This window comes from Halomonas saccharevitans, assembly GCF_900116405.1.
Taxonomy (GTDB): domain Bacteria; phylum Pseudomonadota; class Gammaproteobacteria; order Pseudomonadales; family Halomonadaceae; genus Halomonas; species Halomonas saccharevitans.
Genome location: NZ_FPAQ01000019.1, coordinates 1 through 12,285, shown reverse-complemented (window position 1 = coordinate 12,285; position 12,285 = coordinate 1). Strand labels below are relative to the sequence as shown.

Sequence of the window (12,285 nt, the reverse complement as noted above, 5' to 3'; positions counted from 1 at the left end):
CCGCTTTCGCGCCGATTTTCGCCTAGCCTGACCATCGCCCAGCCGTTTTCTTAGGTTCCGTATTAAAGAAACACCCCGCCGAGCGCGCTCGGCGGGGTGTTCTTCTTTCAGCTTTCAGGCGCGAAGCGCCGCTCTTCAAGCTTGCAGCTCCGGGCGAAGCCCGGTCAGCCGAGATCGAAGCAGAGGTACTTGGTCTCGAGGAACTCGTCGAGGCCCTGGTGGCCGCCCTCGCGGCCGAGCCCCGAGGCCTTGACCCCGCCGAAGGGCGCGGCGGCGTTGGAGATCAGGCCGGTGTTGATGCCCACCATGCCGTACTCCAGGGCGTCGGCGACCCGCCAGACCCGGCCCAGGTCACGCGAATAGAAGTAGGAGGCCAGGCCGTATTCGGTGTCGTTGGCCATTTGGACGGCTTCCTGCTCGTCATCGAAGGGGAACACCGCCGCCAGCGGGCCGAAGGTTTCCTCGTGGGCGACCTTCATCTTGTCGTGGGCGAAGCTGATCAGGGTCGGCGAGAAGAAGTTGCCGCCCAGCGGATGCGGATGGCCGCCCAGCAGCAGCTCGGCGCCCTGATCCACGGCGTCGTGGACGTGCTCGCTGACCTTGGCCACCGCCTTGTCGTCGATCAGCGGGCCGATGTTGACGCCGTCACCGGTGCCGTGACCCACCTTGAGCTCGCTGTTCATGGCCACCGCCAACTTCTCGCAGAAGGCGTTGACCACGCTGGACTGGACCAAGAAGCGGTTGGTACAGACGCAGGTCTGGCCGGCGTTGCGGAACTTGGCGGCCATGGCGCCCTCCACCGCGGCGTCCAGGTCGGCATCCTCGAAGACGATGAAGGGGGCATTGCCGCCCAGCTCCAGTGAGATCTTCTGGATGTGCTGGGAGGCCTGGGCCATCAGCCCGCGACCGACCTCGGTGGAGCCGGTGAAGGTGATCTTGCGCACCAGCGACGATTCGGTCATGGCCGCGGCGATCTCCGAGGCGCGCCCGGGCACCACGTTGAACACACCGCGCGGCACGCCCGCCCGCTCGGCAAGCTTGGCCAGGGCGGTGGCGGAGAACGGCGTCTGGCTGGCCGGCTTGACGACGATGGTGCAGCCCGCGGCCAGTGCCGCGCCGGCCTTGCGGGTGATCATCGCCGCGGGGAAGTTCCAGGGCGTGATGGCCCCCACCACGCCGATCGGCTGCTTGGTGACCACGATCCGCTGGTTGGCCTTGGCGGCCGGCACGGTATCGCCATAGACGCGCCGCGCCTCCTCGGCGAACCAGCGCAGGAAGCTCGCCGCGTAGGCGATCTCGCCCGCCGACTCCTTGAGCGGCTTACCCTGCTCGTAGGTCATGATCATGGCCAGGTCGTCCTGATGCTCCATCATCAGGTCGTGCCACTTCATCAGGATATCGGCACGCTCCAGGGCGGTGAGCGCCTTCCAGGCCGGCAGGGCGGCGTCCGCCGCGTCGATGGCCCGCTCGGTTTCCGCACGCCCCAGGCGCGGCACGTTGCCCATCGACTCGCCGGTGGCCGGGTTGAGCACGTCGATCTGCTCACCGCTGTCGGCGGCGACCCAGCTGCCGTCGATATAGGCGAAGGGGCAATAGAGCTGCGTTTCCTTGAGGGCTTGCATGGTCGTCTCCTGCCGCGATCGCGGCCTCTTGTCGGTTTTCCCCCATGCTAAGCGCAAAGACCCCGGTGCACCAAGCACCGGGGTCTTTTGCCAATCAACGCGGGCTCACTGCGGGCGGCGAGACTCCCGGGAATCGGACAGGGTAATCGACACCGAATCGGAGAAGCGCAGCGCGTGAGGCTTGTCGATCTCCACCTGGGCGGTCAGCACCTGCTGGTGGCCCATGATCAGGTCCAGCACCTCCCGGGTCATGCGCTCGAGCAGCAGGAAGCGACGATCCTCGACCAGGGCGATCACCTCCTTGGTGATGGTCCGATAGTTCAGGGCCTGCTCGATGTGGTTGAATTCGACGGCCTTGTCGGCGCGATAGCGAATCACCGCATTGATCACCACGTCCTGGCGGTTCTTTATCTCGTCATCCTTGATGCCGATGTGCGTGCGCAGGCGCAGGTTCTTGATGCGGATCGTGGCCATGTCGTGGTCGAAGTGCTGATCGTCCAGGGCGTGAATCGGCATATCGAGGCTCCTTGCGGGGAAATCAGCGGCCGTTGACCAGGGTGAGGAATTCCTGGCGGGTGCTCTGCTTCTCGCGGAAGGCGCCGAGCATCACTGAGGAGGTCATGCTGGAGTTCTGCTTCTCCACCCCGCGCATCATCATGCACAGGTGGCGCGCCTCGATCACCACCGCCACGCCCCGGGCCTCGGTCACCTGCTGAACCGCCTCGGCGATCTGGCGGGTCAGGTTCTCCTGGATCTGCATGCGCCGGGCGTACATATCGACGATGCGGGCAAACTTGGAGAGCCCCAGCACCTTGCCGCTGGGCAGGTAGGCGATGTGGCACTTGCCGATGAACGGCAGCAGGTGGTGCTCGCACATGGAGTAGAGCTCGATGTCCTTGACCAGCACCATCTCGTCGGTCTCCGACTCGAACACCGCGCCGTTGATGATCTCCTCGAGCGACTGGCTGTAGCCGCGGTTGAGGAACTGCATCGCCTTGGCGGCGCGCTTGGGCGTATCCCGCAGGCCCTCTCGGTCGGGGTTCTCGCCCAGTTCGTGGATGATGTGGCGGTAATGGTTGGCGAGTTCTTCGGTCATGGTCAGGCCCCGTGGCAGAGTCGGTGTCCGGCGTGTCGATGGTGGATAGCCCGGCCATCATGGTTGTATCGTGTACAGAAGATATACAACATCCAAATCTTGTACAACAAAAGAATCCAGAAAACCACATTCTAGCGCATGACGACCATCGACGCAGGGGAGCGTCGGGCCGGCCAGTGACATCGTGTCGCGCCTCCCCCCATCCCCGAGGGCTGCCGGGTCTGCCGGCCTGTGATAGGCTTATGCCTGCTTCATGCTGCGCCCAAATCACCCTCGAGAGCCCGACATGATCAAGACCCCTGCCTCTCTGCTGATGGCCGCTGCCCTAACGGTGCCGAGCCTGGCCATGAGCGACACCCTCGAACTGCCAATAGATGCGACCCTCGACGTCCAGGTCATCGAGACCCTGACGCTTACCGCCCAGGAACCAGCGCACGACGACCTGATCATTCACCCGGTCGCTGGCGGCAGTGCCTCCCACTCCCTGCCGGAATACTGCGTGGTGGTCGGCAACGCCCGTCTCGACGGTGAGCGCATCCGCCTGACCACCCAGGCCCTGACCTGCATCGAGACCGACGGCAGCGAGAGCGAGATCTACAGCGGCGAACTTTCCGCCGCCGCCTATGGCGCCGACGGCGATTTCGGCATCCCCGCCTGCCAGGGTGGCGAATGCCGCCTGACCCCGCAGCAGACCTTCCAGCTGCGCCTGGCCAGCGACCTGGCCATCGAGCAGCAGGATAATCCGGCGGCCGAGATCAACGCCCAGCGCCGCCAGGGCGAGGGCACTGCCAACCCGACGCCCGCCGAAACCGGTCCCGCTGACGACTGAGCGTCGCCTCTTTCGTAACGTGCTTTCGTACCGTGCTTTCGCGACGTGCTTGCTCGACTCGCTCCCGCGATATGCTGAAGGACGCACCCCGCGGGGTGCGTCCTGCATTAACGCCCTTCTTTCCTTCTCTCCTTCTCTCCTTCGTCCATCTTCCTCTCGGGCCAGCACGCCCTCAGGCCAGCCAGCGCGGCGCCGCTTCGAGCACCTGGCGCTGCTGTTCCAGCAGGCGCAGATGGCCATCCCAGTAGCCGGCATCGGCAAGCCAGGGAAAGGCCAGCGGGAAGGCCGGGTCCTCCCAGCGATCCACCAGCCAGGCGCTGTGGCGCAGCAGGCGCAGGGTGCGCAGCGGCTCCACCAGGGCGAGCTCGCCACGCTCGAAGTCGCGGTGCTGCTCGTAGCCCTCGAGCACCTCGGAAAGCTGCATCTGACGCTCGCCCTCCTCCTGGGCGGTGAACAGCATCCACAGATCCTGGATGGCGGGCGCCATCAGGCAGTCGTCGAAATCGACCAGGGCGAAGTGCTCATCGCGACCAAGCACGTTGCCGATATGACAGTCGCCCTGCACGCGGATCATCTGGCCGAGATCCTGGGCATGGGCGGCGAGCCGTGCATGCAGCGCGTCGCAGAGGCGCCGGTAGGCCGGACGTTGGCGGCGATCCAGCCAGCGGCTCGCCAGCACCTTGTCGCGGGCCTCCAGCACCATGCCGTCGAGATCAAGCGAGCGACGATGCGCGAAGCGCCCCCGCTCGCCCACCGCATGGACCGCGCCGATCAGCTCGCCGAGGGCGAACAGGTGAGTCGGGTTCTCCAGCTCCGGCGCCTGGCCCGGCAGGTGCGGGAAGAGCGTGAAGCGAAAGCCCTCGGCGCGATGCAGGCTCTCGCCCGCCGCGTCTCGCCAGGGGGCGGCCACGGCCACCTTGGCCTCGGCGAGTTCGGCCAGTAAGGCGTGCTCTTCGCGGATCTGGGCATCCGTCCAGCGCTCGGGGCGATAGAACTTCACCACCCAGCGGCGGCGCTCGTCGTCGTGCACCAGGAAGACCCGGTTCTCGTAGCTGTTCAGGGTGAAGGGCTCCCCGGGCAGCCAGAAACCGAGCGACTCCACCGCCGCCACGACCCTGGCGGGCGAGAGATCGGCGAAGGGATGGGGTCTGGTCTCCATGGAAGGCTCCGGCAGGGGTAAAGGGAAACACTTTACCAGAGCCCGGATCAGCGGTCGTGGAGGGGCGTGCGCGCCACCGCCCAGGCCTCCACCTCGCGAGCGCCGGCACGGCGACAGGCCACGGCCAGCGCCTCCAGGGTCGCCCCCGTGGTGACGACGTCGTCGACCAGCGCCACCCGCCCGGGCAGCGTCGCCGGCACAACAAAGGCCGCGCGCAGATTCTTGCGCCGCTCGCCGCGGTCCAGGCCGCGCTGGCTGGGCGTGTCCCGCAGGCGCTGGGCGCTTACCAGCGGGCAGCCGAGCCGTAAAGCAAGGCGCCGGGAGAGCCACAGCGCCTGGTCGAAGCCGCGTCCCCGCGCGCGGCGCGGATGCAGCGGCACCGCCACCAGCGCCTCGGGCCAGGCCCTGGCATCCGCCGAGAGCCGCGTCATCAGCAGCTCGAGCAGCAGACTCCCGGCCCGCGGCGAGGCGTCAAACTTGAAGCGCTGCACCAGGCCGGCCACCTCATTGGTGTAGCGCAGCGGCACCCTGGCCCGGTCGAACGTTGGGGGACGACGCAGGCAGCGCCCGCAGCGCAGCCCCGCCTGGGCCGGGGGCTGCGGCTCACCGCAGCCATCACAGGCCGGCAGGTTCCAGGGCAGCTCCGCGAAGCAGGCCGCGCACCATGGCGCCTCTCCCGGTAACGCCGCCAGGCAGAACGCGCAGCGACCGGGCAGGGCCCGGCGCAGCCAGCCGTCAACTCCACTCACTCCGCCGGTTGACATGCCCGCCGCAGGCCGTAGGCTATCCGTCAACCTCGATATCCACGACCAGTTGACCATAAGCGAGCCCGCCATGCCTGCTGCGCCCCAAGAATCCCGCCCCGACTCCCTGACCCTAGCCACACGAAGCGAGGTCCGCCACGACTGGTCGCTCGAGGAGATCGAGGCGCTGTTCGCCCTGCCCTTCAACGACCTGCTGTTTCGCGCCCAGCAGGTGCATCGTGCCCACTTCGAGGCCAACGCCGTGCAGGTCTCCACCCTGCTCTCCATCAAGACCGGCGCCTGCCCCGAGGACTGCAAGTACTGCCCGCAGTCGGGCCACTACAACACCGGGCTCGGCAAGGAGAAGCTGCTCGAGATCGAGAAGGTCGTCGAGCAGGCGCGCGCCGCACGCGAGGCCGGCGCCAGCCGCTTCTGCATGGGCGCAGCCTGGAAGAGCCCGCGGGAGCGCGACCTCGAGGTGGTGCTGGAGATGGTGCGCCGGGTCAAGGAGCTGGGGCTCGAGACCTGCATGACGCTCGGCATGGTCGACACCGACCAGGCGGGCCGGCTGGCCGAGGCCGGCCTGGACTACTACAACCATAACCTCGACACCTCGCCGGACTACTACGGCGAGATCATCACCACGCGCACCTATGCCGATCGCCTGGAGACCCTGGGCAACGTGCGCGAGGCGGGGATGAAGGTCTGCTCGGGGGGCATCCTCGGCATGGGCGAGGCGCCCCGCGATCGCGCCGCCCTGCTACAGCAGCTGGTCAAGCTCGAGCCGCATCCCGAGTCAGTGCCGATCAACATGCTGGTCAAGGTGCCCGGCACGCCGCTGGAAAACGTCGAAGACCTCGACCCCATCGAGTACATCCGCGCCATCGCCGTGGCCCGACTCCTGATGCCGAAGAGCCACGTGCGTCTCTCCGCCGGCCGCGAGCAGATGGACGATTCCACCCAGGCGCTGGCCTTCTTGGCCGGGGCCAACTCGATCTTCTACGGCGACACCCTGCTGACCACCGGCAACCCCCAGGTGAAGAAGGACCGCGCGCTCTTCGACCGGCTGGGCCTGCACCCCGAGCGCCGTGAAACCTGCACCGACGAGGCGGGCCAGCAGGCCGCCCTGACGGCCGCTCTGGAAGCCAATGCAGTGCGTCAGGCCGCGGCGGCGCAGGAGAGCGCGGCCGGCCGGCTCGCCTACGACGCCGCCCAAGCCTGACCCGCATGTCGGCTGTGAACCCTATGTCGGATGCCTGGACCAGCCACCTCAGCGCGCGGGCCGCCGCGCAGCGTGACGGCGGCCGCTGGCGTGCGCGCCGCACCCACCACCCCCGCGGGCCGCTTCGCGACTTCGCCGGAAACGACTACCTGGGCCTGGCGCGGGATCCGCGCCTCGCCGAGGCGCAGGCCGAGGGCGCGCGCCGTGATGGCGCCGGGGCCGGAGCCTCGCACCTGGTCAGCGGTCACCTGGCGGTTCACGAGGCGCTCGAGCAGCGCCTGGCCGAGCTGACCGGGCGCCCGGCGGCGCTGCTCTTCTCCACCGGCTACATGGCCAACCTTGGCACCTTGCAGGCGCTCTGCGACGGCGAGACCCGGCTCTACCAGGACCGCCTGAACCACGCCTCGCTGCTCGACGGCGGCCGACTCTCGGGGGCCCGTTCGCGGCGCTTCCATCACAGTGACCTGGACGATCTCGAGCGGCTGCTCGCCCGTGCGCCGGCCGACGGGCGCCGCCTGGTGGTCAGCGACGGGGTGTTCAGCATGGACGGCGACGTGGCCGACGTCGCCGGGCTCGCCGAGACCTGCGCCCTCCACGACGCCTGGCTGATGATCGACGACGCCCACGGGCTTGGCGTGCTGGGCGAGCACGGCGACGGCTGCGCGGGCCGGGCTGTTGGTCCCGAGCGCGTGCCGGTGCTGGTCGGCACCCTGGGCAAGGCGCTGGGCTCCGCCGGCGCCTTCGTGGCCGGCAGCCAGGCGCTGATCGATCACCTGATCCAGTTCGCCCGCCCCTACGTCTACACCACTGCCCAGCCGCCCGGGGTGGCCGCCGCCACCCTCGAAGCGCTGAACCTGCTCGAGGCCGAACCCGAGCGGCGCACGCGCCTGGCCGAGTGGATCGCGCGCTTTCGCGCCGAGGCCGCCCGGGTCGGGCTCGCGCTATCGCCCTCCACCACGCCCATCCAGCCCCTGGTGCTGGGCGACAGCGAGCGCGTGATGCGCTGGGCGGCCCGGCTGCGCGAACGCGGGATCATGGTCGGCGCCATCCGCGAGCCCACCGTGCCCCGCGGCGAGGCGCGGCTGCGCATCACCCTGAGCGCGGCCCATACCAACGAGGATATTGAGGCGCTGCTCGAGGCCCTGGCCGCGCTGCACGCCGAGGAGGTGTCGGCATGACCCGGCTCGTGATGCTCTCCGGCTGGGGCTGCGATGCGCGCATCTGGCGACCGCTGGCGGCGCACTGGCCCAATCGGCGCGAGGCCGGCTTAAAGGTCTCGACTCCCGACTGGCCCGGCTACGCGACCCGCCCCGCCCTGGACGACCCCGAGGACCTCGCCGGGCTAGCCGAGGCGATGGCCGCCGACCTGCCGGAAGACGCCGTCTGGGTGGGCTGGTCGCTGGGCGGCCTGCTCGCCGCGGCCCTGCTCGACCACCTGCCCGCCCCCCGCGGCCTGGTGCTGCTCGGCATGGGTGCGCATTTCTGCCACCCCGACGGCGTCTCGCACGAAGACCTCGCGACCTTTCGCACCGCCTTCCGCCGCGACCCACAGGCGACGCGAGCCCACTTCCTGCGCTGGCAGCTGCGCGGTGAGCCCTCGCCGCGGGCGGCCCATCGCCAACTGCTCGAGCTGCTCGGCCCCGCACCCGCTGCCCCGTCGGCGACCCTGGCCGCGGGGCTCGGCCAGCTGGCCCGGCTCGACCATCGCCACTCCCTGGCCGCCCCGCCCTGCCCGATCTGGCAAATCGTCGGGGAGCACGACCCCCTGCTGCCCCCGTCGGACCGCGACGCGGCCGACGTTCGCCTCGCCGACGCGGGCCACTGCCCGATGCTCAGCCAGCCACGCGCCCTGGCGGAGTGCCTGGCCGCTATCGCCGAGGAGCGAGCGCCATGATGGCTCTTCCAGAACCCCTGGCGGACGCGCCTCGCCGCGCCACGCCGCCCTTGATAGAACAGGCATCGGCCGAACAGGCCGGCTGGCGGGGACGCGTCGCTCGCGCCTTCTCCCGGGCCGCCCCGCAGTATGCCGAGCGGGCCAGCGCCCAGCGGGCCATGGCCGCGTCGCTGCTGGCGCGGCTTCCCGAGCGAGCCGGGGCGGTACTGGATCTCGGCTGCGGCCCGGGGGAGACGGCCGCCGGGCTCAAGGCGCGCTACGGTGCGGACTGCCGCGTGATCGGGCTCGACCTCGCCCCGGGGATGCTCGACGAGGCCCGCCGGACCCACGGCGACCCCGTGCGCTGGCTGTGTGGCGATGCTGCCGCCCTGCCGCTGAGTGAGGCGAGCCTGGACCTGGTGGTCTCCAACCTGGCGATCCAGTGGTGCCCGGACCTCGCGTCCGTGCTCGCCGAGGTGCGACGCGTGCTGCGCCCCGGCGGTCGCGCCCTGATCAACACCCTCGCCCCCGGCACCCTGGCCGAGGTGAACCACGCCTGGTCGCACCCCGAGCGCCCGGCCGCCCTGCTCGCCTTCCGCGACGCCGGCGAGCATCGCCGCGCGGCCCGAGCGGCGGGCTTTCGCCGCGTCGACTGCCGCGAGGTCGCCGCGCGCTTTCACTATCCCGACCTCGCCGCGGTCATGGCCTCGATCAAGGGCGTCGGGGCCCAGGTCGCGCGGCCCGGTGCCCGGCTGACGCGAGCCGACCTGGCCCAGGCGGCGCGGCGCTTTGAAGCGCTGCGCGAGCCCGAGGGGCTGCCCGTCACCTACCGCCTGCTGACCCTGGAGCTCTCGACCTGACATGCCCGCCTACTTCGTGACCGGCACCGACACCGATGCCGGCAAGACGCTCGTCACCAGCGGCCTGCTCGCCCTGGCCCGGCGCCGCGGCCTTACCACCCTGGGCCTCAAGCCCGTGGCCTCCGGCTGCGAGGAGACCGCCCAGGGGCTGCGCAACGTGGATGCCCTGGCCCTCGAGGCTCAGACCCGGCCGGCCCTGCCCTACGCGACGATCAATCCCTTCGCCTTCGCGCCCGCCATCGCCCCGCACCTGGCCGCCCGCCGAGCCGGGGCGACGCCGACGCTCGAGACGCTCGACGACCATGCTCGGGCGCCGCTCGACCTCGAACGCGACCTGACGCTGATCGAGGGGGCGGGCGGCTGGCGAGTGCCGCTCAACGACCACGAGGACCTGTCGGGGCTGGCGGTGCGCCTGGAGCTTCCGGTCATCCTCGTCGTGGGGCTGCGCCTCGGCGCCATCAGCCATGCCCGGCTCACCTGCGATGCAATCCGCGCCGACGGCCTGCGGCTGGCCGGCTGGGTGGGCAACCTCCTCGATCCTGGCTTCGCGTCGGACGATGCCCTCTACGGCGACAACCTGGCGACTCTCGACGCTACCCTCGATGCCCCCTGCCTCGGCGTGGTGCCGAGGCTCGCGGCCGAGGGACACGAAGCGCTGGCTGCAGCGGCCGCCGAGCACCTGGTGCTGCCCGATGTCGATTGACTTGCGCGAAGGCGTCCGTAGAATGTGCACGCCTGCCTATCCGTGCGGATGTGGTGGAATTGGTAGACACGCCAGGTTTAGGTCCTGGTGCCTTCGGGCGTGGGAGTTCAAGTCTCCCCATCCGCACCATCTCAGCGTCACCCAGCGTAATGCGACTCCCTCGAATCCCTTGACCCGACGTCATCGACGCCGGTCGACCTCTTTCTGTCGTACCATATGTCGCGCTCACCCGGCGCAATCGCCCTCGATCTCGTTGGCTCGGTGATGGTCATCGGCCTGCTCGCACACGCTCTCATGGATCCGCACGCGATCGCGCCCCGCCTGCTTGGCGGCATAGAGGGCCTCGTCCGCCCAGGCCATCGCCAGCGACAGGCGACGCTCGGCCGCGTCCGACGCGCCGGGAAGCAGGGCCACCCCCAGGCTGATCGAGACCGCGAGGCTGAGCCCCTCGCCATGCCCCGGCAGGCCCAGGCGGAAGGGCGTCGCCACCACGATCCGCCGCAGCCGCTCGGCCAGCGCTACCGCCGAGGCGTCGTCCCGGCCCCGCACTACGACGGCAAACTCCTCGCCGCCTAGGCGCACCAGGGCGTCCTCCTCGCGCAGCGCATCGCGCAGCCGCCGGGCCAGCAGACGCAGCAACGCATCGCCGGCGGGATGGCCGTGCGCGTCGTTGACGCGCTTGAAATGGTCGATGTCCAGCATCAGCAGGTGAAGGCGCCGCGCCTCGGCGCGCGCCTCGAGCCATCTCGCCAGGCCTCGCCGGTTGAGGGCCCCGGTCAGGGTGTCCGACTCGGCGGCGCGCCAGGCGTCCTGCTCGTCGCGCTTGCGCTGACGGATATCGATCAGGATGCCGGCGATGATCTGGGGGCGCCCGGCCTCGTCGCGGCGGATCTCCGCCAACAGATCGAACCAGTGCTCGTCGGCATCGCCGAGGGCCAGGCGCACGTCGAGCCGACACATTGCCTGGCGCTGAGACAGGGCGCGCCGCAGCTCGGCCCAGAGGCGCTGGCGGTCCTGCCGTTGCACGCGCGCCAGCAGCCGGCGCAGCGGCACTCGGGGGTAGGTGGCGGGATAGTCGAGCAGCGCCTTCAAGGCCTGGGAGCACCACACCCGCCCATTGGAGAGCACCACCTCCCAGACGCCGCAGTTCGTCACCTGATGGAAGAGCTCGAGCTGGCGGGAGCGGCTGGTCAGCTGGTGACGATAGAGAGCCGCGGCGATCAGCTCGCTGGCGGTGGTGAGCAGGTCGAGCCCCGGCCCCTGCCAGGAGATGGCGCGCTCGCAGTCGTCGATCCCCAGGGTACCCCACCATTCCCCATGAACGACGATCGGCACCGTCGCCATGGAGCGGATGTGTTGGCTCTCAAGATGGCGCCGCAGCGGACTCTCGTCCATCCGCGGCACGCAGAGGTCGTGGGCCTGGCCGGCGCGGCGCTCCTCGATCATGCGTCGATAGACGGGATCGCCCAGCGCAGAGTGGAAGAAACGGAAGCGGCGCTGCATCAGCTGGCGATAGCGAGGCGCGGCGGCCCACTCGAAGACGTAGTCCTGCACCACGGCCTCTTCCCTGAGTTCCAGCAGCTGGAAGATCCAGACGCGACTGGCCCCGGTACTACGACCAATCTCAGCGAGCAGGCGATCGACGCCATCGGCCCAGTTGGCGTCCTGCATCAGGGCTCGGCTCTCGCGGGCCAGGGCCGCCAGGGCCTGGGAGGCGCAGGGCAGCCTCACCTCGGGCGTAGCAACGTTCATGAAGGCCACGAACGGGCGGAAACCTGATGCGTCATGGCGAGCGCCGCCTGCTCAACCCGACGAAGCGTCCCTCGTCCCCCTGCGGACCGTCTTAGGCTTTGTCCGAAAACTTGAATTTGCTAATGTCACCTATGCCACAGCAGCATAGGTGACCCATGGCAGGACGCTACGAGATCTCCGACAACGGCTGGGCCATCATCGAGGACATCGTGTCACCGCCGCAGAGAACGGGGCGCCCCCGCCGCGATGACCGCCAGGTGCTGAACGGCATCTTCTGGATCCTCTGCTCGGGCGCCAAGTGGCGCGATCTGCCAGAACGCTACGGCCCGTGGAAGACCGTCTATGACCGGTTCCGCCAGTGGCGCGATGACGGCACCTTCGAGACCATCCTGGCGCGCCTCCAGCTCCGCTTGCGAGAGGATGGCT

13 protein-coding genes and 1 tRNA gene are annotated in these 12,285 nt (G+C 69.6%); 8 read left to right on the top strand and 6 right to left on the bottom strand.

What is annotated here, in order from left to right:
• Positions 1-164: 164 nt before the first annotated feature.
• The 3 genes from BM388_RS10090 to folE form a co-directional block, all read right to left on the bottom strand.
• Positions 165-1,622: an NAD-dependent succinate-semialdehyde dehydrogenase gene (locus BM388_RS10090; RefSeq protein WP_089849707.1), complete on the bottom strand. Its 1,458-nt coding sequence runs from the start codon at positions 1,620-1,622 to the stop codon at positions 165-167.
• A gap of 105 nt (positions 1,623-1,727) precedes the next feature.
• Positions 1,728-2,138, bottom strand: a complete 411-nt coding sequence (gene folX, locus BM388_RS10085; RefSeq protein WP_175535072.1) for a dihydroneopterin triphosphate 2'-epimerase — start codon at positions 2,136-2,138, stop codon at positions 1,728-1,730.
• A 22-nt stretch (positions 2,139-2,160) separates the two neighbouring features.
• Positions 2,161-2,718 (bottom strand): GTP cyclohydrolase I FolE, encoded by a 558-nt coding sequence (gene folE / locus BM388_RS10080; RefSeq protein WP_089849705.1) that lies wholly within the window; start codon positions 2,716-2,718, stop codon positions 2,161-2,163.
• A 286-nt stretch (positions 2,719-3,004) separates the two neighbouring features.
• On the opposite strand from folE, the gene BM388_RS10075 reads away from it, so the two are divergent.
• Entirely contained in the window at positions 3,005-3,547 is a 543-nt protein-coding gene (locus BM388_RS10075; RefSeq protein ID WP_089849703.1) for a TraB/TrbI/VirB10 family type IV secretion system protein, read from the top strand.
• A gap of 172 nt (positions 3,548-3,719) precedes the next feature.
• Here the strand turns inward: BM388_RS10075 and BM388_RS10070 are convergent, their stop codons facing one another.
• On the bottom strand, positions 3,720-4,706 hold the full coding sequence (locus BM388_RS10070; protein WP_089849701.1) for a serine/threonine protein kinase: 987 nt from the start codon (positions 4,704-4,706) through the stop codon (positions 3,720-3,722).
• A gap of 47 nt (positions 4,707-4,753) precedes the next feature.
• On the bottom strand, positions 4,754-5,455 hold the full coding sequence (locus BM388_RS10065; RefSeq protein WP_245781523.1) for a ComFC family protein: 702 nt from the start codon (positions 5,453-5,455) through the stop codon (positions 4,754-4,756).
• An 85-nt stretch (positions 5,456-5,540) separates the two neighbouring features.
• Here BM388_RS10065 and bioB point away from each other — a divergent pair, with 85 nt between their 5' ends.
• The 6 genes from bioB (at position 5,541) to BM388_RS10035 (ending at position 10,236) form a co-directional block, all read left to right on the top strand.
• Positions 5,541-6,671: a biotin synthase BioB gene (gene bioB, locus BM388_RS10060; protein ID WP_245781522.1), complete on the top strand. Its 1,131-nt coding sequence runs from the start codon at positions 5,541-5,543 to the stop codon at positions 6,669-6,671.
• A gap of 23 nt (positions 6,672-6,694) precedes the next feature.
• Positions 6,695-7,849, top strand: coding sequence for an 8-amino-7-oxononanoate synthase (gene bioF / locus BM388_RS10055; protein ID WP_089849697.1), 1,155 nt, complete (start codon positions 6,695-6,697; stop codon positions 7,847-7,849).
• Complete coding sequence (locus BM388_RS10050; protein ID WP_089849695.1) at positions 7,846-8,565, top strand: alpha/beta fold hydrolase; 720 nt, start codon at positions 7,846-7,848, stop codon at positions 8,563-8,565. Before bioF ends, BM388_RS10050 begins: the two co-directional genes overlap by 4 nt.
• Positions 8,562-9,404 (top strand): methyltransferase domain-containing protein, encoded by an 843-nt coding sequence (locus BM388_RS10045; protein WP_089849694.1) that lies wholly within the window; start codon positions 8,562-8,564, stop codon positions 9,402-9,404. The genes BM388_RS10050 and BM388_RS10045 overlap by 4 nt, the downstream gene beginning before the upstream one ends.
• A 1-nt stretch (position 9,405) precedes the next feature.
• On the top strand, positions 9,406-10,107 hold the full coding sequence (gene bioD, locus BM388_RS10040) for a dethiobiotin synthase (RefSeq protein ID WP_089849691.1): 702 nt from the start codon (positions 9,406-9,408) through the stop codon (positions 10,105-10,107).
• A 44-nt stretch (positions 10,108-10,151) separates the two neighbouring features.
• A tRNA-Leu gene (locus tag BM388_RS10035) sits at positions 10,152-10,236 on the top strand.
• A 96-nt stretch (positions 10,237-10,332) separates the two neighbouring features.
• On the opposite strand, the gene BM388_RS10030 is transcribed toward BM388_RS10035, so the two are convergent.
• Positions 10,333-11,859 carry a sensor domain-containing diguanylate cyclase gene (locus tag BM388_RS10030; protein ID WP_139233923.1) on the bottom strand — a complete coding sequence of 509 codons (1,527 nt, stop codon included), beginning with the start codon at positions 11,857-11,859 and terminating at the stop codon, positions 10,333-10,335.
• A gap of 155 nt (positions 11,860-12,014) precedes the next feature.
• Here BM388_RS10030 and BM388_RS10025 point away from each other — a divergent pair.
• A partial coding sequence (locus tag BM388_RS10025) for an IS5 family transposase (protein ID WP_139233922.1) occupies positions 12,015-12,285 on the top strand: 271 nt, incomplete at its 3' end.